Here is a 25,141-nt window from a genome sequence, read left to right as displayed (position 1 = left end):
GTTTGAGATGGAAATCGGCACAAAACAGCGAATAATCTTGTTTTACCGTAAAATTTCTGACTGATAGAGTCGTTATTATAAATTATTCAATTATGGAAGCAAGCTTTTTCACTGCGGTTGTTCTACCTATAGCCTTAGCGATTATTATGCTAGGAATGGGTTTATCTCTCACACCAGCAGATTTCCAACGTGTCAAGAATTATCCCAAAGCCGTCACCATTGGCTTGATTAGTCAGTTAGTTCTTTTACCAATTATTGGTTTTACTATTGCGAAATTAGTCCCTATGCAACCTACCATTGCTATGGGTTTAATCATAATTGCACTTTGTCCAGGTGGGGTATCTTCCAACGTAATTACATTCCTGGCGAAAGGTGATGTTGCGCTTTCGGTGACTCTGACAGCTTTTAGTAGTCTGATTACCGTCTTGACAATTCCAGTATTGGCAAACCTCGCATATCAACACTTCATCGGACAAACTGCGGCGATCGCCCTACCTATTGGTGCAACAATAGTACAAATATTTCTGATGACACTTCTGCCTATAGGTTTAGGAATGGGAGTGCGTCAGTTATTCCCAGAAGTCGCCCTTCGTCTAGAAAAAGTAACTAGCCGTCTAGCAGTCGCCTTCCTAGCAATAATTATTCTCTTACTAATTATTCGTGAGTGGAATCGTCTCCCTGGCTTTATTCTGCAAGTAGGAATTGCCGTGGTGCTGTTGAATGGTGTCTCAATGCTGGCGGGGTTTTATATTAGCAAACTATTTAACCTCAATCCGCCTCAGCAAATCTGCATCGCCATTGAGGTGGGAATTCAAAATGGTACACTAGCGATCGCCATTACCGCCGGATTACTCAACAATCCTGATATGGCAATCCCCGCAGCAGTTTACAGTCTATTTATGTATGTGACAGGGTTGATTGCTATTAATTACGGCAGAAAGTTAGCTGCAACTACTCCGATTCCCCAACCTCTAGAAAGCAAGGTTTAGCATAATTCAAGATACAGGCTTGACTGAGTTGCAATATTTTATTTTCATCTGACTATAGCCTTTCTTCATCTGCTCAAGTAAAAATTTATCTGCGTTTATCTGCGTCCATCTTCTTCAATCGGCGGTTAAATTTGGTTTTCTGCGCCAACTCCGTTTGAGTCAGATTATTTTTAACGCGCAGTTGTTTTAATTGTCTGCTCAAAGATAGCTTTATCTCAATGAAAGCTACTTCATCAGATGATAGTTCGAGAAAGTCGGCTGCATCGCCTATGCGCCAAGCTGCGGCTTCCAGGCGTTGACGTTTATTTATGTCCATCTAACCTCCGCGTTTAAAATCTCTTCCCACTCCCATTCTGATAACTGCTGCACTTCTATTTCCATATCAAAACAATCTTGTGCAGCAGCAATCAAAGCCTTCATAATTTGTTCGAGACTGTAAGGAAACTGAACGCTATTAAATGACTCTGTACCAAATACTTTCGCAAACAGTTCCGCATCTGGTTGCAAGCGAATAGAACCATGTTGCAAAATTACGTCACCGCGTTTGAGTTGGGCGCTACCGATGAGTTTTGCGCCATTGGGTAAAATCAAATCTGCACCTGTCGCCGTCCCAAAGCAGTTGGGGTTATGGATGTAGCCCCGCCCATCTGTACCGTAGCTTAATTCCACACCAAGCGATCGCCATCCTTGAATTAAAAATTCACAAATTTTTGTATATGCTTGTAAACGGTTTCCAGTTAAACCCGATGTAATCACAGCATAAGTTAAATCGCCTTGGTGTAATACTGCTCTTCCACCAGTGGGACGGCGGACTAAATCTAGTTTTTTACCTTGCCAAGTTAAATTATCCCATGCTTGGGGATATTGTCGTTGATGATAGCCGAGAGAAATAGCAGTTGGCGACCAAGTATAAAAGCGCAGAGTTGGAGGATGCTTTCTTAAATGGTGTTGTTCTAATAACCATTTATCGATCGCCATCTGTAGATTACCAGAGGCTTCTAAGAAAGAAATCAGTCGCCATACGTGCTTGTTAGACATGAATGATTACTTAAGCAAGACCAAACTCAGATTGTAAAGCTTCATCGTTGTTATCGGCGATCGTGGCAACAATCGTAATTAACCGTGAGACTTCCCCTGGAGACAATTCCGCTAGGGTGCGTGTTGAAATGACAACTACTTTGTCCTCGATGATACCAAAACGCGCTTCAAAAGTACTAGAGCAGTTCAACTCTAAAAGGTGACGCATTAATTTTGGTTCATCTTTGGCGGGTAATTTTAATACAACAGACCAAACCGTGAGGGTGTCTTCGTCGCTTGTACCCGTGAGTTGCACAAACACTTCCACACTACCGTACTTAAACTTCCAGAGATAACCACCTTCTGGACTCTGGCTAACCATTGCGCTGTCATCTTGCTCTAGAGAGTCGATGACGTTTTCAATAATCTCTAGATGGTCGAGGGTATTTGTTTCCTGGATGAGTTCGTTAAGAAATTCTTCAGTTAGGTTTTCTTGAGAGATTGCCATAAGGATTTTTGGTTCAATATGTTTACTGGTGTATCGCTAGAGAATTCAGAATGAAGGGAAAAGGATTAACCTGGATTTCTCACAAGAGAGAAATCCAGGGGTGTGGGAGGGGTGGGAGGATGGTGAAGAAATCTTTCCTCCCACACTCCCCACACTCCCCACACCCCTACCCATACGTGAGAAATTCGGGATTAAGAACCTCCACTTCGGTGAATTCTGCTGTAACTACACATACTTTATAGCTTGTCAGCAAAATTAGTTTTAGTTCCGTAAGTGATAATCTGGTCATCAGTGACCAGACTAACGCGGAAAAGGATAGGCTGAATTATGTCATCTCTCTCTCAAACTGTGCAAACTTCTGATGTGCGTCAATTGGGGATTAACCCTAATCATTGGTATGTAGTTGCACGGAGTACTGAGGTAACTAATAAACCTATGGGAGTGATATTATGGCATCAAGCGATCGCACTTTACCGCGACAGTACAGGTAAAATCCACGCCTTAGAAGACCGTTGTCCCCATCGTCAAGTTAAACTGAGCCACGGACAAGTTGTCGCTAATGAATTAGAATGCGCTTATCATGGTTGGCGCTTCAATTCATCGGGTGAGTGTACAGCAGTTCCTTATTTAGCTGCAAATCAAAAATTACCAAACTGCCAAATTCGGCGTTACCCAGTCAAAGAACAAGATGGTTTTATTTGGCTATTTCCTGGTGATGCAGAATTAGCTGTTGAACCAATGGGTTTACCAGAATGGGAACATTTGAATTACATTGCTTCAGTTGCAGTCATTAACTGTCAAGCCCATTATTCTTATTTAATTGAAAACTTGATGGATATGTATCATGGACATTTACATCAAGATTTACAAGCTTGGGCGGCAGCATCTTTACAAAATATCGACGAAGATAATCACCGTGTAGATGCTCATTATACTGCCCAAAGTTATTATAAAATCGATAAGATTTGGTCAATTTCTCAATTATTTTTTCCCGCATTGCGAAAACTTCATCCAGAACCATTGGATGTCAGTTATATCTATCCCCATTGGCAATCTACGTTAGGCAAAGATTTTAAAATTTATTGTTTATTGTGTCCTGTAAGTGAAACTCAAACTAAAGCTTATTTAATTCACTTCACCTCACTCAATGCCTTTTGGCGCTTGCATAAATTACCTGTGTGGTTTCGCCGATTTATTAAAGATAGTTTATTTAATGCCGCCAAAAAACTACTTGAAGGTTTAGTAGTGCAAGATGTAGAAATGATTGAGGAAGAACAACAGGCATATTTACAAAATCCGCAAAGACGTAATTTTGAGTTAAATCGAGCTTTAGTTAGTGTGCAGAAATTGATGCGGAGTCAAGTTGAAAGATTAGGCTGAGATGTTAGCAAATTATCTACAGCAATCCTATCTGAGTTGTGAAAACATATTATTTTAAACGAACCGCAAAGGGCGCATAGACGCGATAGCGGCTTCCCGAAGGGTAGGACACAAAGAAAGAGAAGGAGGAAAAGAAGGAGAATTTCACAAATGATTTAGGATTACTATAGTTGTAATTGGCATTGTTGAAAAATATAGTTGACAGTGGCAAATAAATTGTCTAATTCATAAATAGTGAAGGGTGTAATATTTCTAGTAAAATTTTGTGCTTCTAGTTTACCAAATTGCCAGACTGCACCATTAGAAACAATCCCATAGATAACTACCGATAATTCTTGATTTAGTCTTTGAGCCGCAATCATTTCAGCTAAACATTGCGCCCAACCTGCTTCAAAGTTATCTTGTTTAGCTTCTACTAAAATAAAGTATGGTTTATCAAAAACTATTTTCCCTAAAGGCGAACGTTTAGCCAAAATATATTCAGGAAAACCTGATAATTGCTCATCATAGTTCAGTGATTGATGACTCCATAAAGTAAACTTACTGTTATACTGCTTCCAAACTTCTTTCAAAACTGGATAAATCAGGTTCTCACAAATAGCAAACTCAGAATTATCCACGACACCTTCGCGCATAACAATTGCTAAGTCTTCTCGGAAATATTGAGGAATATTAAACTCTGTTGCTAGAACAAAATTAGCTTCTGTGTAGATAATCTGAAATGTTTTGAGAACTTCGCTAATAGATTTATAACTACTAAAGTCCATATTTACCTCCTGAAGAATTGCTTTACCTTAGCTGTATTTTCCAGTTTGCAACAATAATTGTAATGAAGGGCGATCGCCAAGTATCTTAGAAATAGGTTTGATAATTGTGGAGTGGCGATCGTGAATACTCAGGAATTCCTGCGATTGATCGATAAACAGGTCTCATGTCCGCAAACCCTACCAAAAGCACTACAAGCTCTGTGGTATGACAAAAAAGGCGATTGGAACCAAGCTCACGAAATAGTCCAAAATGCTCATGATGTTGATAGTGCTTGGGTTCACGCTTACTTACATCGTCAAGAAGGTGATTTGCATAATGCGCGTTATTGGTATCATCGCAGCAGTCAGCCAGAGTTTGTTGGCGAGCTAAACCAGGAATGGGAACAAATTACGTCTCTATTACTGAAAAAGGTCAACACTACTCATGGATGCTGAACAACTCAAGCGCAGTTACGATGCAGGGGAAAGATATTTTCCGGCTGCAAATTTAAGTCGAGCTAGGTTAATTTCGGCTTACTTACCAGGAATTAATTTGTGGGGAGCAGACTTGAGCCAAGCGAACCTAGCCAAAGCTAAACTCTGGGGAGCAGACTTGAGTCAAGCTAATTTAGCTCAGGCGAATTTGACGAGAGCTAATTTATGCGGTGTCAAATTAAAAGAAGCAAATCTCCGGGGTGCGAAACTCAACTTTACTAAGCTGTATGGTGCAGATTTAAGTGGTGCTTATTATGATGACAGCACCCGCTTTTCTAGAGGATTTGACCCTGTAAAGAACAATATGCGAAAGTTTTAATTCTGATGAACAAACAGCACTGGAGTTCCCGATGATTCGACCTAGTACGCCAGATGATTCAGCCGCATTAATCGCGATCGCTGTAGCAGCAGAGCTATTCGCCGCAAACGAAACCGAAGAACTGAGCAAAGTGCTGGCAAGTTACTTCAGTGGCAGCATCGGCGAGGGTCATGTGTGGCTCACCGATGAGGAGGATGGGAAACCGTGCGGGGTCGCCTACTACGCACCTGCCCCGTTTACAGATGGGACATGGGACTTGTTAATGATTGTTGTGCATCCCAACTACCAGAGGCAAGGGCGAGGAAAAGCGTTGGTGGAGTATGTGGAAAATACCTTACGGGCAAGTGGTCAGAGGATTCTGTTGGTCGAGACTTCGGGGCTTCCCAGCTATGAACGAGCGCGGGCTTTCTACAAAAAGTGTGGTTTCGAGGAGGAGGCGCGTATTCGGGATTTCTACAAGGCAGGGGAAGATAAGGTGGTGTTCCGCAAGGCTTTGAATGCGGAATAGACCACATAAGCGTTTTCTTTTGACAAAGCTTCTGAATGAAGAAGCTAGAGGAAGAATTTAGCTATATCAATACCTCATTACAACTCTTCTGCGACTGGTAAGGGGAAGGTTTCGCCGGCTAAGTAAGCATCAAAATGCTTTTGGAAGTATAGCCAAGAAGTCATATCTTCCCCATCAGCAAATGCTTTGGGAGCTTGTTTATATAAGGGAACGCGATGATTAATCTCATCTTGCAGTAGTTGGGGTAATTCTGCTAAACCGCCAACTTTAGAACCAAAAGCACTATAGATGAGATTACCAGAGCGATCGCCCATTTTCATCCACGGTAGCCATTGCCCAATCCTATCCCAACTCAGCTTTAGTTGAGAAACAGAATTGAGTTCTGAATTGAATAAATCTGCGGTAGGAACAGATAATTTAAATAATTCTGCGGCTTGATAAGTTTCATAAGGACTATATTCGGCAAATTTCGGATCTTCTGCCAAAGGATTTGAATAAGTTGGAAAAATATCAAAGACAAAAGTTGCTGTGTCTCCTTCAACTTGGGCTGGAAATTTACCTTTAAAATGTCCCTGCACGGGATTATTCGCAACGTGTAACACAGGCACAGTTTCACCAGTCCAAGGATTTTCCCATTTGGGTAAAATCTCTTCTGTTTCTGGATTCAAGTAATAAGTCAGTTCACGAGAAGTAAAATCCCAACTATCTTCTCCTGTAGAAATACATCTACTTACACTCACGCCCAAGATTTTAAATAAGAGTTTTCTTTTCTCTCCAGGAATAAAACTATAAATCTTGCCTTGCCAAACTAAAAATGTCGATTCATTGGCATCCAGGGAAGAGCGAGTTTTGACCCATTGTTGTGCATCAAACTCTTTCACTGTTGTGACCATTTTGTGTCTCCTATTTAACAGAATAAACAAAGGGTAGTCTTAAACAAGGCAAAAGTAAAAAGTCAAAAGGTAAAAGCATCAAAATAAACCCGCCCGCACTCCCCTACTTCGCCTCACACTCTTGTTCTGACTTCTTATTCAAGATTATTCATTTACTCAATCAGTTGCTAATTCGTGATGCAGCAAGTTTTTACCCCTTTTTTTAGCCCCATACATTAAATTATCGGCTCTTTCGAGCATTTCCGTGACTGAAGCTGGCGGTTTAATAAAGGTAATTGCGCCAATACTCAAAGTGACAGGCCAATTTTCTGCCTGCATAATAGATAATAAAGTTCTGTGTAATCTCTGTAACACTACTTCGGACGCTTCATAACCAGTACGTGGTAATAAAATTGCAAATTCATCACCACCAAGTCTGGCGATAACATCAATTTTACGTAGATTGTTTTTCGCATTTTCTGCAACTAAACATAGCAGGCGATCGCCAACAGTATGACCAAACTGATCATTAACAAGTTTAAAGTTATCAACATCAAAATATGCAATAGTTATTGGTTCTTGATGTCTTAAAGATTTATGAATTTCAAGATTCACTAATTCTAAGAAAAATGATCTGTTATGCAGCCCTGTTAAAGCATCTGTTCTCGCTAGTTTTTCTAAATTTCTTAAGGTGAGTTTTTGTTGTGATAAAAGATAGTTTGTAAATAAGAAAAACACTAAAACTACAACAGTGTTCCAATAAGGTACTAATGGATGTAAATAGTGAAAATTCGGTTTTTGATTGACTGCTAAATTCGTCACTGAACTAATCAATGAAATTAATACGCCACTGCAATTATCAGCAAACCAAGTTGCAATGCCAATAGGAATTAAGTAAAAAATTGCTATTAATATTTCTGGTGGAATTTGGTAGTCTAACCAACCTATCAAGCTTGTGAGAAAAACACTGAGGGAGATTATGCACCATTTAGGTTGATTATCTAGGATTTTCATTAAATTCATATTCCTTCAGCTTCACTGCAACATCTTTTGCAGTTCCTTATTAGTTATCAGCTTCACCCTTATTTTTCACCCAATCATATATTTTAGGTTTTGTCAATGTTAATCAAATTAATTCTCTCAATAAAATAATCAATCCAAGCAATAATTTGAGATTCAATATGCTGAAAAATTCAATAATAACGTTATTTTAGTTCATCAGACAAATTGAATACATCATTATAACTAAGTAAATTCTCCTATGTCATAGCCGTAGTTACATAGATGATGACAGTATTGATGACTTAAAGCCCTGAATTTACTGGCTTTCTACTCAGCACTTCACCATAAATTTAGATTGATAATTGCTGTATAAGACTATTTTTTGTGTATCTATCATCATCCTTATTTAAAGTGATATTAATAGCTTTTACTAAAACCTCTCTACTCAGAAAAAACATCTTTATCGCTTGATAATTTATCTGGATATTAGAGAATTTCTTTCGTTATTGTCCATTTCTCCGGATAAGTAGAAAAATACCTGAATAGTAATTCACATAAATTTCCTACACCACAACTTATGGAACTGCCTCAACGCGTGTCAATTCGCTACAAAGACACTTCCTACAATATGAGTGAGATCCGCTTAAAAACAGTGCAACTAGCATTCAAAATTTGGGAAGAACAAAGTAAGCCTCGCAAAACTGAGTTGTATGATTTTATCTTGACTTGTCTCAAACAATTTGACCGTCAAGATCGTTTTATTGTTTCATATCTATTCTTAGAGTTAACAGATATGATTCGTAATTCTGCCTTAGAAAGAACGATGAGAGAGGTGTTAATTAAAACGGCTTTTAGGGAGTTTGCTTGTGCGTTGACGGATTTTGAGAATGCTGAGAAATAGGACTATAGCAGGAGGGCTTAATTTGGTAACAGAGATAAATTTTTCCACTCATCTACTTACTTAATAAAAAAGGGATGATTCACTCATCCCTTTCTATAACCAACTTTATCTACATCCATAACAATTAGAAAACTCGGAAAATAAACGGATAGCGGAAAGGTTCATCAGGATTGCTGAAACAGTGTAGAAGTGCAAAAATTGTTAATCCCCAGTGCAGTAAAAAGCCAAAAGCCACGACAGGAAAGAACACAATTCCACCTATACCAAAAGTCAGCCAAGATAAAACGGCAATGGGTACACCAATTACAGTTGCCCAAAACCAAACATTGAAGTGAAAGTTAATTGATTCCTTAGCGTTACTTTTAACAACTGGGTCATCCGAGATGATGTTAATAACAATCGGTACACCAACCGAAAACAACGTCGTACTAAAAAAAATTGCCCCATGACACAGAGATGATAGCAGTTTGCGCTTATCAGAATCGTATGAAACTTGCATCCTGCACGGCTCCTCAATTTATTTCTTGTCTTTTATTGTAAAGGCTATTTGTTAAGCATTGTATGGTAGTTTACCGTACTCAGTAAATTATTATTATGATTTGCGTCATCCACTGTAGTACAAGCGACCAGATTGGTTTGCAGTTGTAGGTGATTCGCAGCTTTACGAACAAAGAGATTTGCGTTTAAGTTACGTGGTTTGGACAGAAAGATTAATTGCACAATTGCGATCGCTTGGCGTTGAACCTGATTTAGACTGATGAATGTTAAATCATGCACTCATCAATGCTCAAGGGAGAAATTTTACTAAAAACTGGCACTTTATGGACGAGTGTCAAAGCAAGTACATTACATGCTCTCAAATGCGGGGCGTTGCTGTCTATCCCGACAGAATTTGAATTTGTCGAGCAAGACGGCGTTAACTTTTTAGTCCGAATTTTATCGAACCTAACCCGCAAAGATGCGGCTAAAAAACAGCAAGATAAACAAACTACTGCTGGTAAGGATTTCAACCCTTTCCTTCCTTATGAACAAGATTTATTTGTGGCGGATATTTCCGACACTCATGTTTGTATTTTGAACAAATTCAACGTTGTTGACTATCATCTACTCCTCATTACCCGTGCTTTTGAAGAACAAGAAAGCCTACTCACACCAGAAGATTTTGCGGCTTTATTGGCTTGTTTAGCTGACTTTGATGGTTTAGCTTTTTACAACAGTGGTAAAATCGCAGGCGCTAGTCAGCGACACAAACATTTGCAGATAGTACCTTTACCACTTGCTCCTACTGGAGTGCAGATACCTATTGAACCATTACTAGCATCAGCAGAATTGAAAGATGGTGTAGGAAAAATATCGCAACTACCGTTTGTTAACGCTTTTGCAATTTTAAATCCTAATTGGGTGGAATCTCCGTTAACTTCAGCAGAAGCTATCTGGCAGGTATATCACAATTTGTTAAGTGCTGTGGAGATAGAAATAGTTGATAGTCAAACACCATCTGCGGCTTACAACTTACTAGCAACTAAAGAATGGATGTTAATCGTACCGCGATCGCAAGAAAAATTCCAATCAATTTCTGTTAACTCATTAGGATTTGCTGGTGCTTTACTAGTACGAAATGAACAAGAAATGCAACTCCTCAAAAACACAGGGCCAATGACCATATTGAAAGAAGTGGCTGTCCAAGAATCAAATAGTCAAATTTATATGTAAATAGACAAACTTATCTAAATTGCTTACACCCATTTTCTCAAAGATATCGCCTACCAAAAATATTGATTTTCCATGACTGTAGTTTGGCGGGTGGATGAGTCGTATTTGAGGAGATATTCACGAGCGATTGCTTCATTTTTCCTCAGCGTGTCGACTTCTTTTGGGCCAATTTCCGTATCAGTAGAAAGCAGAATTACTTGATGGCTGGCGGCTGGGAAGTATTTTTCTACTAGGTTTTGGCGATGGGAGGAGTCGAGTCTACCAAGGGGTGTGTCAATGGCTACTGGTAAACGTAAGCCTGAGACTTTGGCTAAACCCCAGAGGAATGCGATCGCCAGTAGTTGTTTTTCCCCAGCCGACAAGCGATGTTTGGGTACTTGTTTACCCTCGAAATCAAACAGCGATAAAGCAAAGGTTTTCGTATCAATAGCGATGCGAAATACTAAATCTGATTTGTGCAGTAAATAGAGAAAACAATTCTTCACTTCTTCTTCTAATTTATTTAGCTTCCTCAGCGTTAATTTTTCTCGAAAAACCTTTAGTGTTTCTTGCACTTTAGAAGCGGAAGTAATGATATGTTCTCTGTTTTTATGCTTTATACTTTTGTCAGTATAATCGTTTAATTCTTTTTTGGTGATTTCAATTGCATCCGTTAACGCTGCTAACTTCTGCCTTGTTGTTTCATACTTTGCCTTAGCTTGTACAACTTCTTTTTGTGACTCTTCCACAGCATCACGCAGCTTTTTATAAGCTTCTGGTTCTGCGGCTGTTTGTACTTGTCTTTCTAAGGTAATAATTTCTTCTTCCAGACTTCTCAGATTAACTAAATGCTGTTTTGCAGTATTACGCGCATTTTGTAAATGATATCTCACATTATCTAATTGGCTTAAACTTTCCTCATCAGCTAACAACCAAGGCGCTTCCGTTTGAAATGAACTTGCATATAAACTATCGACATCATCGTTTAAAAATGCTTGAATTTTATCAACTTGGTCAGCAGCAATAGTTAACTGACTTAGCCATTCAAGTAAGCGTTTATCTCGTTCAATTAAAACATCTCTTGCAAGTTGCACCTGTTGATTGCGAAATTCACTTGCTCCTTGTGTTTGTACCTGACTCAATAAATTAGGAATTAACGCTAAAGGCAAAATATCCGCAGCCAATTCACATAATGACTGTCGAATTGCTTCTAATGCAGCAGTTTTCTCATTTTTTTTCTCTTCCAACTGACTGCGTTCTGCGGCAATTTTACCACCATCAGATACAAATTTATCAAAAGCTTCTCGCTGGATAGTTTCTAATGCTTCAACTCGATTTTTTAAATTAGCTAACTCTTGTTCTGTTACTTGATAATCTTCTTGCTGTTGTAATAACCTTTTTTCAATATCTTCGATATCCGCTAAATCTTTAGTATCAGCCATTTCTTTACGCTTACGGTTGATTAAAACATCTAAATCGACGGCTAATTTGTCAGCTAATTCCAGCCCTAATAACCCGCGAATAGCTTCCACAACAATTGGCGGCGGTGTTTCTTGTTCTGCTAGTTCTTTAACTTGTTCACCATCAAATAAAAATAAATTAGAAATTCCTAAAGGTAATAAATTTTCTATATAGTCATCCCAGATATTTATCAGATAATCTACAGGCCAAGTATCATCATCACCTAAAATTCCCAAAGCATCTTTACCATCTTTAGGATTTTTCTCCCAAGTTCTCACAATTCGATATTTTACTGGCTGATCATCTTCAATATGTTCAAAAAGTAACTCAATACGTGTCTTATCAGTAGGAGTAGCTTTACTATTAACACATTGATTTAAAAAATCACTATAGCTCAAATTACCGCGCGTCGAACATTGAGCGCGTTGTCCATATAATGCCAGCCGAATAGCATCCATCAGCGTAGTTTTTCCCCCGCCATTCATACCGCCTAATAAAAGAATCGGGCGAGGATTATCCTCATTTCTTGGGTCAAGATTAATTACTTGTCTGCCAGAATAAGGGCCAAAATTTTGTAATACGAGTTCCAAAAATATCATTTGTTTTTGTAGATAGAATATTGGGCGAAAAGGATTCGCAGAATCAATTATTCCGGGCGAATTCTATTCGCCCCGTCTTTTTTAACTTAATTGGTCAGAATCTGCCTTGTTAAAATACTCATAACTTCGCCAGGGTTAGAACTAGGTAATAAAGGACTCCACTCATTAACTTGGGCGAAACCCAGTTTGTATAAAGTCAAAATTGTGTTGTTAACACCTTTTTTAGAACCATAAATTACAACTTTTACAGACTCTCTATCGGGTGTTGTTTGTGTAGAGTCGTTGCTGGAAGCAAGTGGTGTGGTAGTTTGACAAGTGTCTGCTAGAAAGCTTTTAGTCATTGGAATTTACCTGTTTATGGGTAAGTTGTTGTGTTACTTAAACGTAACAAGATGATCTTACCTCGTTTGTTACATATACAGAACATTTACTCTGTTAGAAGCCTTTGACACAATCAAAGGCATGGGAAAAGCAGGTAAAGCACTTAAACAGGTGTTGGAAACATACAGCATCAGCCAAAACAAGTTAGCAGTCACTATGGGAACAGGACGGCCAAACATTCACCGTTGGATTAATGAAATGACAGACCCCGTTGCTGATAAGCTTTTAGAGATTCGTGATGCACTCAGAAAAATTAATCCAGCCGCCGCAGACGAGTTTATCAGGCTGTACTTAGGAGATGCTAATGATGACCAGCAAGTTTAAGCCTTTGTCTGTTTCTTTTTAAATTTCATATTTGACCAAGTTTTTGCATTGTCAGCAGATTTTGATGTATTTTGTGTATCAGGTGTACTTGGTTGTTCATTAGGTGCGACAAAATCAGCTAAAGTTAACTGCTTGACTTTTTCTCTAACTGTTGCAACATCTCCTTGACTAACAGCCTCTCTTAAATCACGTTTTAAATGAGCATTCCTAATTGCTTCTTCAGGAGAACGAGAACTAGTATTAAAACATTTTTCGAGAGTTTCGTAGATTCCGACACGCTTTGTTTTCTTACGAAATTGCCATTCTGTGCTTAAAAGTTTTGACATGAGTTCCAAGTGCATAGTGTCATCAGCACAGATTTCTTCTAACACAGCCCATTCATCACTACCTAATAGTTTTTGGTCAGCACCAGGGCGCGGGTCTTTGAATTCTTCCCCAGTTACTTCGTAATAAATACGGGGTAAACTATCGTCAAACTCATGTCTTTCTTCTAGCCAGATGCGACGAATTTCGCTGAGTTCTTCTGTAGTAATCAATGTAATGTCGCGCATATTTTCTGGCGCTGTTTGACGGATTTGTTTTTCAACAGTTAATAACTGTCTTAGCCAATCTTCTCGTGCTTCTTTTACATAAGGGCCAGGAATTGGTTCAATAGATAGTTCACCTTCTAGATTGCGCTCATACAGTTGAACATCTCCATTTCTGCGGCGGAAATCTCGGCGATCGCGTGTTTCTTCTGCATCTAATTCCTTACGAAAATCAAGTAGAGGTTGCATCCACTCTTTTTCTTCATCATTTTGAATCATAGCCGCGAGAGATTTATCCTGGCTGACTAGGGTACAAACCCAACAACCAAAACGAGAGCTACCACAGCTGGGAGTAGAAGTATCCACAACTAAGGGACATTCATTATCAGCAGAAGCACCCCGATACATAGCAAATAAGTCTTTATTGCTATATCCCCAAGGATTTTCCCACTGCATTAAATAAATCCAAACTTCATCATTTTGCCAGTCTTCAATAGGGCTGTAAACTAAGGAGTTTGGCAAATTCATGTTAGGACTGAGGCGATCGCGTACCCGCAGAGCTTCTAATTTTTTCATTCTGTTAGCGCGTTTTGTGCTTTCGGCTTTGCGAGTACCCAGCACAACAATTGCTTCTCCACTAGCTCGAATTACATCACGGATAAAGCGATTCGAGGGATTGATTTTCAGCCGTTCTGTACACCAACGGAATTTACCTCTTGGTGCTGGATAACCTTTCCCAATCAGACCCACCCAAAATGTTTCTTTAAAATCTGGCTGTAATAAATGAGGTTCAAATGGTAATTCTTGCGCTTGAGCTTCTAACTTCATTTGCTGTAGAGAATTTCGCACCCAAGCTGCAACAATCGGGTTTTCTACCAATGTGTCTGTAGTAATGACGTAGATTGTTTTAGTCCGTTTTTCTGGTGGAAGTCCAGCGATCGCATTCCAGACCAACTGTAAAGTAGCAGTGCTGTCTTTACCACCCGAATAACCTACAACCCAAGGAATCGCATCCAAACAATACAATTCTTGAATTTCAATGGTCAGAGCTTGGATATCCTCTACTAATTCTGCTACAGTACCTTTCTGCTGACCTTTATTTTCTGGTTGTTGTGCTTCAGTCATTGCTTCCTACCTCTGGACATTTGGGCGTTACCGCTTTTTACTCCAGTGTATGGAATGCGCGGCTTCCCAAAAAGTTTTTAAAAACTGATTTATTAGTATCTAACTTTTTGGACAATATAGCTAGGTTACAAGACTAAGTTTTTAAAAATTAATATGAGTGACATTGCATCTAACCTCACCACTGAGATTGCTAAAGAGTACCTGGAGAGAGACAACAAGGATAAACAGGTACTAGCTTTACTTTTAGAAAAATTCTTAGAGAAAAAAGACCAAATTCTGGTGCAGAAAACGGAAATGGGCGGAATTGAAGCCTATATTGGTTCCGTGACTTTGGAATGGTTTGCTGGTCGAGTTCATTTTGCTTCTGGTTTACCTCTGCTGCAAAAAAAATATAATCCAGAGACTGATAATATCGAAATCGATGCAGATAGTATTGATGAAATTCAACAGCGTCCTATTGACTGGTCGCGTCAAGCACCTCTAGTTCAATATTTGGCTGCGAGAAAAAATCATAAGTTTCCCCCAGTTCTTGTAGTAATTAACCAGCCTTGGGTTGATAACTCAAAAGCCTCGGAGTGGGACAGTGAAGAACGCGCTACAAAATCTACTACCGATTTTACACCTCTAGATAAAGATGGTAAGGTCGGCTTACTCAATGTTTCTGAAGAAAATGTGACAATTTATGCACTAGATGGTCAACATCGGCTGATGGGAGTTCAGGGTTTAATTGAGTTAATTAAAACTGGCAAACTCCAGCGATATAAAAAAGATAAAACTGCTGATGATAGTTTTATTACTGTCTCAGATTTAATCGAGCAGTATCAAGTAGATCCTGCTTATTTGCAAAGCTTACCTAAAGAAAAAATTGGTATTGAATTTATTTGTGCAGTTAATTCTGGTGAAACTCGTAACGAAGCTAGAAGAAGAGTAAGGTCGATTTTTGTTCATGTTAACTTGATGGCTGCACCTTTAACTAGAGGTCAGTTAGCACAGTTAAATGAAGACGACGGTTTTTCTATTGTGGCGCGAAAAATTGCAGTAACTCATCCACTTTTAGAACAACGTCCCAACCGTAACCCGCGCGTTAATTGGAATAGTGCAACTGTAGCCACAAATTCTACAGTTTTGACGACATTGCAAGCCCTACAAGATATGTCTGAGCGATATTTAGGTCAAAAATTCCCTCACTGGAAACCATTAGAAAAAGGTTTGATTCCGATGCGTCCAGAAGACGAAGAAATTGAGCAGGGAATTGCGGAATTTAAAAAGCTATTTGATAACTTGGCTAGTTTACCTAGTTACAAGATTTTAGAACATGAAGATACACCAGTTTTGCGAAGATTTAGTTTTGAAAAAGGTGGCGGTGAAGCAAATATACTTTTTCGTCCTGTAGCGCAAGTTGCTATAGCACAAGCTTTGGGATTTTTGGTGTTTAAAAAAGGATTTTCTCTAACCAGTATTTTCAAGAAATTGAAAAAATTTGACCAACAAGGTGGCTTTACTGGAATGGAATATCCTCAGTCTCTTTGGTATGGGGTTTTGTATGACCCAAATAAAAAGCGAGTGCAAGTTTCTGGAAAAGATTTAGCGGCTAAGTTATTAATTTACATTTTGGGTGGAATTGAAGATTCAATGGAACGTGCTGAACTTCGTAAGGCTTTAGCTAATACTAGAACTGTAGAAAATAAAACAATTGGTTTTGATGGTGAATTTGTTGATCCAAAAGAAGTAGGACTTCCATCTATTCTTACTTAGTCAAATTAAACCAGCTTATTACAAAGTAAATTTACTTACTGCAAAATACTACAAAGCCTCTTATTATGTAAGTTAGTATCTACTAACTTACATAGGTATTTATATGCTTCAAAGCAACGAAGATAGTAACAATAGTGTTTTACCAGATATCAAAGCTAATTTTAGTAGCCTAGTTGCGCCGCTTTTTTCAGAACATTATCTGGAGTCATGTTATCCAGGGTTAATATTTCACCAGGGAAAGCGAACTATGTTACAAATAAATGTACCTGCTAAACACTTACCAATTCTTCTTCAAGAAAAATCTTCTACTAAAAATGATCCTGACTCAGGGAAGAATCGTCCACTGGTAGCAGGTCATGCTCAGGAAATAAAAGACTATATTGTGGAACGCGCTGAAGCCAATAAACCTTGGGTTTTAGGAACAATTACTGCCAATGTTGATGAGCAACTTATTAAAATACACAATTTAGGCAGAGGATTTTGTATAGTCGTTATTCCTAGTGATATTAAATTAGATATTACTGATGGACAGCATCGTAAAAAGGCAATTCAAGAATTGATTTTTAGTAATGAAAGCCACTTAGTTGGTTATGATCAGGTTGCAATTACGCTAATTTTAGAAGGAGACCTACGCCAGTGCCAAACTGACTTCAGAGATATGGCTCAAACAAAACAGCTAGATAATTCATTGTTATTATCTTTTGGAGAATTTGAAGGTAGAGTTGGTATTACCAAAAACTTAATAGAAGAAGTGCAAATGTTTCAGGAGAAAACAAATAAAATTGGGAAAAATGCTAAACAAAAGTTGATTTACACAACTAATTTTATAGCCAGATTTGTAAGTTGTGTATTTGCAGAAAATACAACTGATGAACTTAAAGGATATGATGTTAAGCAATCATCTGAAGCTTTAATTGTGTGCTTAAATAGATTTTTCTCAGAATGTAATGATACAAAATTTATTGCTGAAACACCTGTAGACAAGCTTACACTTCATCAAGTCGGTGCATTTAGAGAATCTTGTTTACTAGGTGTCAGTGCTGGATTAGAAGTATTAGGGAGATTGCTATATAGCACTTATGACAAAGAAAGAAATTATTTTGATACACAGAAAGTTTCTGAAATAGCAAAACTAGATTGGTCACGAAGAAATAGTATTTGGGCAAATAATATAGTTAGAAAATCTGGTAATTCTGATTATGAAGTTCAAAATAGACCAACTGCCATAATAGATGCAGTCAAGGTAGTAAAAATGCAGTTGGGATGGAGTTGAATTATTAATTTTCAGTAGTGTTGAAAAATCAAGAGAGGAATTTGCTTAAATCAAATTCCTCATCTTGTTTATCTTCGTTCATTCTTTCATAACTGAGAAATAATAAAATCCTCTCTGAATAATCAACTGCTCCACGCAACTCATTTTGTAATATCTCTAACCCACCATTAGCATACTCTTCAAAAATGCTGTTGCGTTGAGTAGCATATTCTTCTTCATGAATGGATAAGATATTAATATCTTGAGTTTCAGTTATTCCCAATAATTTAATCACCACATCATTTCCCACCGAAGCGAAATATTCCAATCTGATTGGTGATGGTTCGCGTTTAGAAATTTCGCCTAATGGTACGCGCTTTTTATGCTTTGCACCTAAGGCTGCTGCAAATACAATCACATCAGCAAAGGTTTGAAAAGGCCCTGTACCACCACCAGAAGATGTTAATGCTTTCACTAAATCTGCTTTATCTTTTGCAACCCTGATTCTGCCAGTTTCAGCCATTGATTTCAATATTCACGTTGTAGCTATGATAACCGAAAGCTAAGATAATCCCAATCAACGCAAACAAAAACGCCCCCCTAAAAAGGAGAGCGTTTTTATTAATTATTTAGAGACAATCTCTAGAAAATTAACCGTTGATTGCAGGAGCATTCAAAGCAACGGGAGTAACTTCACCAGCAGCTAAGTCTAAGGGGAAGTTGTGAGCGTTACGCTCGTGCATTACTTCCATACCCAAGTTAGCGCGGTTGATGATGTCAGCCCAGGTGTTGATGACGCGACCTTGAGAGTCAATCACTGATTGGTTGAAGTTGAAACCGTTCAAGTTGAACGCCATTGTGCTGATACCTAAAGCAGTAAACCAGATACCAACTACAGGCCAAGCAGCTAAGAAGAAGTGCAAGGAACGGCTGTTGTTGAAGGACGCATATTGGAAGATTAAGCGACCGAAGTAACCGTGTGCTGCAACGATGTTATAGGTTTCTTCTTCTTGACCGAATTTGTAACCGTAGTTTTGAGATTCGGTTTCGGTTGTTTCACGAACCAAGGAAGAAGTTACCAAAGAACCGTGCATTGCAGAGAACAAGGAACCGCCGAATACACCAGCCACACCTAACATGTGGAAGGGGTGCATCAGGATGTTGTGTTCTGCTTGGAACACGATCATGAAGTTGAATGTTCCTGAAATACCCAAAGGCATACCATCAGAGAAGGAACCTTGACCGATTGGATAGATCAAGAATACTGCGGTAGCAGAAGCCAAAGGAGCAGAGTAAGCTACGCAGATCCAAGGACGCATACCTAAGCGGTAAGACAATTCCCACTGACGACCCATGTAACAAGCACATCCGATCAAGAAGTGGAAAATTACCAATTGGTAAGGGCCACCGTTGTACAACCACTCATCTAAGGAAGCTGCTTCCCAAATTGGGTAGAAGTGCAAACCGATCGCGTTAGAAGAAGGAACAACTGCGCCAGAGATGATGTTGTTTCCGTAGATCAAAGAACCAGCAACGGGTTCACGGATACCATCGATGTCTACTGGAGGAGCAGCGATGAATGCGATTACAAAGCAGGTGGTTGCAGCCAGCAATGTAGGAATCATTAATACACCGAACCAACCGACATAAATACGGTTTTCGGTGCTGGTGATCCAATTGCAGAACCGCTCCCATACGTTAGCGTTAGAACGCTGTTGTAAGGTTGTGGTCATTGTTTTATGAGTGCAATGTTTAGTTAAATATTGAACAGACAAATTTTTTTAATGCCTGTTGAAATAAGTCTACATGAATTTACTTTACTTGGATGTTTCACTTAATATTCTGTAATATTTTTTTGATATTTACTCGCTGAAATGTAAAGTTTTGAGTTGAATTTATAGAAGCCTTTCAAGGCATCCAAGGCTTGATATTCATTGTTTATAGCTGTTTTAATTCACCTAGAATTTTGGTCATAAACTTTCTAGTAACTTAAAGTTATATTTATTTACAAATTTGACTAAAATTAATCAAAATTTAATCAAGACCCTACAAAGCTTACTGCATAAGAGACTTAGTATGTAAACCACGAAAATAAGGTGAAAACTGTGAACGCAACTTTCTGAGAATCCTAAAATTATTACCATTAAATAATTTTTATTAAAAAATATAAACAAAATAATCTATTTTTTCGCCATACACTGTTATGGAAGCGGCATCAGAGGCTTTATCGTTACTTTGGAGGAATTAAAATACTGATTTTTTGGTCGACTATAATTATCAACCCTAGATTCTATAAATAGATGCTAATTATCTGAGAATGATAATAAATATCTGCTTGTAGAGGTTTGCTTTAAATGAAGCGAGCGCCATTCTTCAAGCTAGAAGTATTGTTTTAATAGACTTGTAATTTTCTACAATTAAACTAAAATTGCTGATTGTGCCACTTTAAATGGCGGAATGTAAGCTAAAAAACAAATCAGTAAAAAGTGGTAGCAATATAGCAGTTTTGCTCAAAAACTCACATCTACCAAAAATCTGCCGTACACATGAGTTCACTATCGCCGCGCCCTGACAAAATTTTGGTGGTTGATGATTCACCAGATAATGTTTTTTTAATTAAAACCATACTAGAAGAAGAAAGTTATACAGTTAGCACCGCAGAAAACGGTTTTGTCGCTTTAGCTCAACTAGAAGCATCTCCTTGTGACTTGGTATTGCTGGATTTAATGATGCCAGGAATGGATGGTTATGAAGTTACCAGGCGCATTCGTGGGGAGATGAACTTGCAGCAATATATTCCAATTTTGTTAATTACAGCACACGATGCACCCAACGTTGCGCGTGGATTAGATTTGGGCGCTGATGATTTTATTCGTAAACCTGTAACTGTAGATGAATTACTCGCCAGAGTGCGATCGCTCCTGCGACTCAAGCATAGTATGGATGAGCGTGATGAAATTGCCCGTCAACGAGAAGACTTTGTTTCTCGACTCACCCATGACTTGCGTACGCCCTTAGTCGCGGCTGATCGGATGTTAATGTTATTTGAGCAAGGTGCTTTGGGTGAATTATCTGCACAAATGCGAGAAGTACTCACCATCATGGCGCGTAGTAACGCCAACTTGCTCTCGATGGTCAATACCTTATTAGAAGTGTATCGATTTGAAGCCGGACGCAAAACCCTGGCGTTTCAACCTGTTGATTTAAAGCTATTAATTGCCGAAGTAGTTGGTGAACTCACACCTTTAGCCGCAGCTAAAGCACTGACTATTAAACAGGAATATGCCGAGGAATTAACTAACAGTACAATTATGGGCGATCGCTTAGAACTGCACCGCTTGTTAACCAACCTCATAGGTAATGCAATTAAATTTACTGAATCTGGCTATATAGCAGTGCGCCTCTCCCCCGCAGATAAAAATCCAGAAATTTCCTCCTCTGGAAGCACGTCATCTATCTCTGGTAGTGACTATATTGATATTGTGGTAGCCGATACAGGTTCGGGTATTTCACCTGAAGAACAAACAACATTGTTTCAAAGATTTCGTCAAGGTAGCCACAAAAGTTCCGGTAGTGGCTTAGGACTGTACTTATCTCGCCGAATTGTCGAGGCACATCAAGGACAGATTTCTGTTAATTCTGTATTAGGTAAAGGCAGCGAATTTGTTGTTCGTTTACCACTTAAATCTTGAATAAATAATAAATTGATCAATTATGATCCATAGCAGTCCTAAATCATTTGTGAACAGCAAGATACCCAATTTATTTAAGAAGTCGGTTATCTTAGCCTCTCGATAAAATATTAGAGGATAACATCATGATTACTGCTGAATTATCTAACATTGCTGAACTTATTACTCAGCAACGTCAATTTTTTCAAACTGGTAAAACCAAAAATATTGCTTTTCGGATAGAAAAACTTAGAACTCTCAAACAAGCAATAATTGATAACGAAACTGATATTGTACAAGCTTTAAAAGCAGACTTTCAGAAACCAGAATTTGAATCTTACGCAACAGAAATTGGTGTTACCAAAGAAATTGATTATGCCATTAAACATTTGCACTCCTGGGCTAAACCCCAAAAAGCCGAAGTGCCAATCGAGTTTTTTTCTTATTCAGCTAAAATTTATGCTGAACCTTTAGGAGTTGTTTTAATTATCGGCCCTTGGAATTATCCCTTTAATTTAATTATTGCCCCCTTAGTCGGTGCGATCGCCGCAGGTAATTGCGCCATTCTCAAGCCTTCGGAAATTGCTCCTGCTACCTCTAGTTTGTTAGCCAAAATGATGGCTAAATATTTTGCACCAGAATTTATCACAGTAGTAGAAGGTGGTGTTGAAGCCAGTCAAAAGTTACTTGCAGAAAAATTTGACCATATCTTTTTTACTGGTGGTACGGCTGTAGGTAAAATTGTTATGGAAGCCGCAGCAAAACATCTCACACCAGTGACTTTAGAATTAGGTGGTAAAAGTCCTTGTATTGTTGATGCTGATATTAATTTAGAGCATACTATTAGACGGATTACTTGGGGTAAATTTATTAATGCTGGACAAACTTGTGTTGCTCCAGATTATCTTTTAGTTGATAAAAAAATTAAGCCAGACTTAATCAATGGCTTGAAAAAAACTCTCACCGAATTTTATGGCGAAAACCCCTACAATAGTGCTGATTATGCCAGAATTATCAGTCAAAAACACTGTGAAAGATTAATTAAACTGCTCAATCAAGGTGAAATTGTTGCTGGTGGTGAAAGCAAACTAGAAGAACGCTATATTGCCCCAACAATTATTGATCAAGTCTCTTTGACAGACCCTGTAATGCAGGAAGAAATTTTTGGGCCAATTTTACCAGTAATTGAATATACAGATATTACAGAAGCGATCGCCTTAATTAATTCCAAACCAAAACCCTTAGCTTTATACCTATTCTCACAAAACAAAAATCTGCAACAACGAGTTTTACAAGAAACTTCCTCTGGTGGCGTTTGTCTGAATGACACAGTAATGCACCTTGGTGTTTCATCTTTACCCTTCGGTGGCGTAGGTGATAGTGGTATTGGTAACTATCATGGTAAAGCGGGTTTTGATACCTTTTCTCACCATAAAAGCGTGTTGCGTAACTCCTTCTGGTTAGATTTAAAATGGCGTTACGCCCCATATCAAGACAAATTGGGCTTTTTGAAGCGATTAATTAAGTGAAAAATAAATTATTCATCTTGTGGAGTGGGCATCTTGCCCGCCCTTGGAATAGGACGGGTGAGGACACCCATCCCACAAGAAAATATCGGATATTCTTTGAGGATTTTGCTCAAATCAAAAACTACTGCTATAACGTTCTTCTGCCCAAGGTTCGCCCCGGCGATGATAACCGTTGCGTTCCCAAAAACCTAGTTCTTCTTTCTTGAGAAATTCTAAACCATTAATCCACTTGGCACTTTTCCAAGCGTAGAGATGGGGAACAACTAACCGCAAGGGGCCACCATGTTCTGCGGGTAATGGTTCTCCAAACAGTTGAAAAGCAAAGAAATTTTCTTCCCGGACAAAATCTTCAATGGCGATATTAGTAGTGTAGCCACCATAGCAATGTTCCATGATGTGTGCGGCTTCTTTCTCTACCTCTATCAAATTCATAAAATCTGTTACCTTAATGCCAGTCCACTTGACATCCAACTTTGACCAACGGGTAACACAGTGGAAATCTGCTGTAAATTCGTGTTGTGGTAGCGCCATAAAGTCTGACAAAGTGAAAACAGCAGGTTTAGCCGCACCCCAAACGCGAAATTCCCACTCTTCAATATTAACTTTGGGTGTTGCGCCATAAGTTAGCACAGGGAAACCTTTGGCGAGATGCTGTCCAGGCGGGACACGTTCACCCTGTTCTTTATCTGGCTTTTGAAAAAACTTGCCTAACATATTCTCAGCAAAATTAGGTTAATTGAAACTTGGCTATTTCGAGATGATGAACTAAACCTGATTTTGATTGTGGCAGAGTGCCTGAGTATCAACAACTAGACTCAGACAGAGAAGAAATATTAATTTTGCTGAACACCTACATCGTTAGGATATCCAGATAATTTACTGTGTGATTATGATTATCTGATCATCAGTCATGGGTAATAGGTAATGGATAATGGATTTTCCGAATTATTCATTACCGATTTTTTATGTATCCGATTACTTGCTGCACAATAGGCATAAACTATTAATGAGTGGAAGCAACTGCGGAAAAACTTTTGCTCAAATACCAGAAAGCCTGAGCGGTAAAAGTCACCGCTCAAATCTTCGGTGATGCTAGGATTTTTCCTAATCGGAAACTATGATTCTTCTTCCTCTTCTTCAGCAGTAGGATAGACAAATGTAGAACGTCCAGTCAAAATAGACTTGCCCAGAGATAAAGCTTTTTGAGCTTCAATAGCAGCTTTATGTCTCCAAGTAGCTCGACGTTTATCGCGTTTAGATTTAGATGTTTTCTTCTTAGGGACAGCCATAGTAGCGGATATCGCAATTTTTGACAACCTTTCTATTCTAAGCCATCTCTTTGCATCTGCAATGGTCTACCTGTAATTTACAAGTAAGGGGTTAGGGGTTAGAGGCTAGGGGCTAGTACAACAAGGCAAAAGTAAAAAGGCAAAAGTAAAAATAAAAAATAACGATACTAGAAGCCTTTTCGCAATTTCTTATGGTCTGTTTATTTACGCCGACCTGTACTAGTATTTTTACTCAGCACTTTCTCGTCACGGTGTGGTTGTTGCTGGCGCAACTGTGGTGATGGGAGGGATATTGACAGGGTTAGTCGGGGTTTGTTCAAAAAATAATAGCGATCGCGCGGTTTTAAAGTAAGTCGCCCAAAGTTGAGCATCAGGACGGGAACGCCATTGGGGACGGCTGACTTCTAAAGCTAAAATTGGTGCGATCGCACCGTAACTCTGTACGGAGACAATAATCGATACATCCGTAGCTAATATATCTTGGTCAAAACTGCGTTGTGCGGCGGCTCTGGCTGTGGCTTCGGCTCTCCGCAGTGTAGTTTCATAGTTTTCATCTGGTAATCTATCAATAATTAAATCAACTCTAGCTGTGTAAGCTCTTACCATCTGTGGTGAAATTACTTCTGCCACAATCCATACAGGTAGGCTAGAAAAGAGCAAAAATATTAATGGAAATATCCGGATTTGTTTGATAACTTGGCTAATAAATAAAAAGGAAATGATCGATGATTGTTGGTTAGCAACATTCTTGGTCATAACCTGAAAGCTCCTTACTAATTAATGGCCTGTAATTGAATTG

At 38.7% G+C, this 25,141-nt stretch carries 27 protein-coding genes; 12 read left to right on the top strand and 15 right to left on the bottom strand.

Going from position 1 to position 25,141, the window contains the following annotated elements; genetic code table 11:
* The first annotated feature begins 92 nt into the window (after nucleotides 1-92).
* Nucleotides 93-989 (top strand): bile acid:sodium symporter family protein, encoded by an 897-nt coding sequence (locus tag H6G74_RS01500; RefSeq protein WP_190965966.1) that lies wholly within the window; start codon nucleotides 93-95, stop codon nucleotides 987-989.
* Between the two features lie 85 nt (nucleotides 990-1,074).
* On the opposite strand, the gene H6G74_RS01495 is transcribed toward H6G74_RS01500, so the two are convergent.
* From H6G74_RS01495 to H6G74_RS01485, 3 genes are read right to left on the bottom strand one after another with little or no spacing between them, the layout of a single operon-like run.
* A complete protein-coding gene (locus H6G74_RS01495) occupies nucleotides 1,075-1,305 on the bottom strand; it encodes a hypothetical protein (protein WP_190965965.1) in 231 nt (76 codons plus the stop codon).
* Entirely contained in the window at nucleotides 1,296-2,027 is a 732-nt protein-coding gene (locus H6G74_RS01490) for a lipoate--protein ligase family protein (RefSeq protein ID WP_190965964.1), read from the bottom strand. Before H6G74_RS01490 ends, H6G74_RS01495 begins: the two co-directional genes overlap by 10 nt.
* Before the next feature lie 10 nt (nucleotides 2,028-2,037).
* Nucleotides 2,038-2,514 (bottom strand): YbjN domain-containing protein, encoded by a 477-nt coding sequence (locus H6G74_RS01485; protein WP_190965963.1) that lies wholly within the window; start codon nucleotides 2,512-2,514, stop codon nucleotides 2,038-2,040.
* A 327-nt stretch (nucleotides 2,515-2,841) separates the two neighbouring features.
* Between H6G74_RS01485 and H6G74_RS01480 the strand changes: the two genes are divergently transcribed.
* Entirely contained in the window at nucleotides 2,842-3,894 is a 1,053-nt protein-coding gene (locus H6G74_RS01480; RefSeq protein ID WP_190965962.1) for an aromatic ring-hydroxylating dioxygenase subunit alpha, read from the top strand.
* Between the two features lie 164 nt (nucleotides 3,895-4,058).
* On the opposite strand, the gene H6G74_RS01475 is transcribed toward H6G74_RS01480, so the two are convergent.
* Nucleotides 4,059-4,661: a hypothetical protein gene (locus tag H6G74_RS01475; RefSeq protein ID WP_190965961.1), complete on the bottom strand. Its 603-nt coding sequence runs from the start codon at nucleotides 4,659-4,661 to the stop codon at nucleotides 4,059-4,061.
* 120 nt (nucleotides 4,662-4,781) lie between these two features.
* Between H6G74_RS01475 and H6G74_RS01470 the strand changes: the two genes are divergently transcribed.
* Genes H6G74_RS01470 through H6G74_RS01460 form a run of 3 tightly spaced genes read left to right on the top strand, consistent with a single transcriptional unit; the run spans nucleotide 4,782 to nucleotide 5,962 of the window.
* A complete protein-coding gene (locus H6G74_RS01470) occupies nucleotides 4,782-5,096 on the top strand; it encodes a hypothetical protein (protein ID WP_190588104.1) in 315 nt (104 codons plus the stop codon).
* Nucleotides 5,086-5,454: a pentapeptide repeat-containing protein gene (locus H6G74_RS01465; RefSeq protein WP_062294133.1), complete on the top strand. Its 369-nt coding sequence runs from the start codon at nucleotides 5,086-5,088 to the stop codon at nucleotides 5,452-5,454. Before H6G74_RS01470 ends, H6G74_RS01465 begins: the two co-directional genes overlap by 11 nt.
* A 31-nt stretch (nucleotides 5,455-5,485) precedes the next feature.
* Nucleotides 5,486-5,962 (top strand): GNAT family N-acetyltransferase, encoded by a 477-nt coding sequence (locus tag H6G74_RS01460; protein WP_190965960.1) that lies wholly within the window; start codon nucleotides 5,486-5,488, stop codon nucleotides 5,960-5,962.
* 77 nt (nucleotides 5,963-6,039) lie between these two features.
* On the opposite strand, the gene H6G74_RS01455 is transcribed toward H6G74_RS01460, so the two are convergent.
* Nucleotides 6,040-6,855 carry a DUF1838 domain-containing protein gene (locus tag H6G74_RS01455; protein WP_190965959.1) on the bottom strand — a complete coding sequence of 272 codons (816 nt, stop codon included), beginning with the start codon at nucleotides 6,853-6,855 and terminating at the stop codon, nucleotides 6,040-6,042.
* A 156-nt stretch (nucleotides 6,856-7,011) separates the two neighbouring features.
* Complete coding sequence (locus H6G74_RS01450) at nucleotides 7,012-7,848, bottom strand: GGDEF domain-containing protein (protein ID WP_242051132.1); 837 nt, start codon at nucleotides 7,846-7,848, stop codon at nucleotides 7,012-7,014.
* Nucleotides 7,849-8,413: 565 nt separating this feature from the next.
* On the opposite strand from H6G74_RS01450, the gene H6G74_RS01445 reads away from it, so the two are divergent.
* The gene (locus tag H6G74_RS01445) at nucleotides 8,414-8,737 is read left to right on the top strand and encodes a hypothetical protein (RefSeq protein ID WP_190965957.1); all 324 of its coding nucleotides are present in this window, start codon (nucleotides 8,414-8,416) and stop codon (nucleotides 8,735-8,737) included.
* 124 nt (nucleotides 8,738-8,861) lie between these two features.
* Here H6G74_RS01445 and H6G74_RS01440 read toward each other — a convergent pair whose 3' ends face one another.
* On the bottom strand, nucleotides 8,862-9,236 hold the full coding sequence (locus tag H6G74_RS01440) for a DUF4870 domain-containing protein (RefSeq protein WP_190965956.1): 375 nt from the start codon (nucleotides 9,234-9,236) through the stop codon (nucleotides 8,862-8,864).
* Between the two features lie 284 nt (nucleotides 9,237-9,520).
* On the opposite strand from H6G74_RS01440, the gene H6G74_RS01435 reads away from it, so the two are divergent.
* Nucleotides 9,521-10,450: an ATP adenylyltransferase family protein gene (locus tag H6G74_RS01435; RefSeq protein WP_190966104.1), complete on the top strand. Its 930-nt coding sequence runs from the start codon at nucleotides 9,521-9,523 to the stop codon at nucleotides 10,448-10,450.
* A gap of 50 nt (nucleotides 10,451-10,500) precedes the next feature.
* On the opposite strand, the gene dndD is transcribed toward H6G74_RS01435, so the two are convergent.
* Nucleotides 10,501-12,489: a DNA sulfur modification protein DndD gene (gene dndD, locus H6G74_RS01430; protein ID WP_190965955.1), complete on the bottom strand. Its 1,989-nt coding sequence runs from the start codon at nucleotides 12,487-12,489 to the stop codon at nucleotides 10,501-10,503.
* An 86-nt stretch (nucleotides 12,490-12,575) separates the two neighbouring features.
* Nucleotides 12,576-12,830 (bottom strand): hypothetical protein, encoded by a 255-nt coding sequence (locus H6G74_RS01425; RefSeq protein ID WP_190965954.1) that lies wholly within the window; start codon nucleotides 12,828-12,830, stop codon nucleotides 12,576-12,578.
* A 121-nt stretch (nucleotides 12,831-12,951) separates the two neighbouring features.
* On the opposite strand from H6G74_RS01425, the gene H6G74_RS01420 reads away from it, so the two are divergent.
* The gene (locus H6G74_RS01420; protein ID WP_190965953.1) at nucleotides 12,952-13,194 is read left to right on the top strand and encodes a helix-turn-helix domain-containing protein; all 243 of its coding nucleotides are present in this window, start codon (nucleotides 12,952-12,954) and stop codon (nucleotides 13,192-13,194) included.
* Here the strand turns inward: H6G74_RS01420 and dndC are convergent.
* Nucleotides 13,191-14,846, bottom strand: coding sequence for a DNA phosphorothioation system sulfurtransferase DndC (gene dndC / locus H6G74_RS01415; protein ID WP_190965952.1), 1,656 nt, complete (start codon nucleotides 14,844-14,846; stop codon nucleotides 13,191-13,193). The two genes, H6G74_RS01420 and dndC, sit on opposite strands and share 4 nt — an antisense overlap.
* A 153-nt stretch (nucleotides 14,847-14,999) precedes the next feature.
* On the opposite strand from dndC, the gene H6G74_RS01410 reads away from it, so the two are divergent.
* The gene (locus H6G74_RS01410; RefSeq protein ID WP_190965951.1) at nucleotides 15,000-16,601 is read left to right on the top strand and encodes a DGQHR domain-containing protein; all 1,602 of its coding nucleotides are present in this window, start codon (nucleotides 15,000-15,002) and stop codon (nucleotides 16,599-16,601) included.
* 103 nt (nucleotides 16,602-16,704) lie between these two features.
* Nucleotides 16,705-17,874 carry a DNA sulfur modification protein DndB gene (locus tag H6G74_RS01405; RefSeq protein ID WP_190965950.1) on the top strand — a complete coding sequence of 390 codons (1,170 nt, stop codon included), beginning with the start codon at nucleotides 16,705-16,707 and terminating at the stop codon, nucleotides 17,872-17,874.
* A 28-nt stretch (nucleotides 17,875-17,902) separates the two neighbouring features.
* On the opposite strand, the gene H6G74_RS01400 is transcribed toward H6G74_RS01405, so the two are convergent.
* Both H6G74_RS01400 and psbA read right to left on the bottom strand, forming a co-directional pair.
* Entirely contained in the window at nucleotides 17,903-18,376 is a 474-nt protein-coding gene (locus H6G74_RS01400) for a DNA phosphorothioation-associated protein 4 (RefSeq protein WP_190965949.1), read from the bottom strand.
* Nucleotides 18,377-18,503: 127 nt separating this feature from the next.
* Complete coding sequence (gene psbA, locus H6G74_RS01395) at nucleotides 18,504-19,586, bottom strand: photosystem II q(b) protein (RefSeq protein WP_190591278.1); 1,083 nt, start codon at nucleotides 19,584-19,586, stop codon at nucleotides 18,504-18,506.
* Between the two features lie 813 nt (nucleotides 19,587-20,399).
* Here psbA and H6G74_RS01390 point away from each other — a divergent pair.
* A complete protein-coding gene (locus H6G74_RS01390; RefSeq protein ID WP_190965948.1) occupies nucleotides 20,400-21,545 on the top strand; it encodes a hybrid sensor histidine kinase/response regulator in 1,146 nt (381 codons plus the stop codon).
* 125 nt (nucleotides 21,546-21,670) lie between these two features.
* Nucleotides 21,671-23,053: an aldehyde dehydrogenase gene (locus H6G74_RS01385; protein WP_190965947.1), complete on the top strand. Its 1,383-nt coding sequence runs from the start codon at nucleotides 21,671-21,673 to the stop codon at nucleotides 23,051-23,053.
* A gap of 114 nt (nucleotides 23,054-23,167) precedes the next feature.
* Here H6G74_RS01385 and H6G74_RS01380 read toward each other — a convergent pair whose 3' ends face one another.
* From H6G74_RS01380 to H6G74_RS01370, 3 genes are all read right to left on the bottom strand, one after another.
* The gene (locus H6G74_RS01380; protein ID WP_190871389.1) at nucleotides 23,168-23,767 is read right to left on the bottom strand and encodes a sulfite oxidase-like oxidoreductase; all 600 of its coding nucleotides are present in this window, start codon (nucleotides 23,765-23,767) and stop codon (nucleotides 23,168-23,170) included.
* Nucleotides 23,768-24,168: 401 nt separating this feature from the next.
* Nucleotides 24,169-24,342 carry a 50S ribosomal protein L32 gene (rpmF, locus tag H6G74_RS01375; protein ID WP_062293511.1) on the bottom strand — a complete coding sequence of 58 codons (174 nt, stop codon included), beginning with the start codon at nucleotides 24,340-24,342 and terminating at the stop codon, nucleotides 24,169-24,171.
* A 246-nt stretch (nucleotides 24,343-24,588) separates the two neighbouring features.
* The gene (locus H6G74_RS01370; protein WP_190965946.1) at nucleotides 24,589-25,098 is read right to left on the bottom strand and encodes a hypothetical protein; all 510 of its coding nucleotides are present in this window, start codon (nucleotides 25,096-25,098) and stop codon (nucleotides 24,589-24,591) included.
* Between the last annotated feature and the right edge of the window lie 43 nt (nucleotides 25,099-25,141).

It is taken from the genome of Nostoc spongiaeforme FACHB-130, from assembly GCF_014698475.1.
GTDB classification, from domain to species: Bacteria; Cyanobacteriota; Cyanobacteriia; order Cyanobacteriales; family Nostocaceae; genus Nostoc_B; species Nostoc_B spongiaeforme.
The sequence above is the reverse complement of the archived record's forward strand: the minus strand, read 5'-3'. Positions and strand labels throughout refer to the sequence as shown.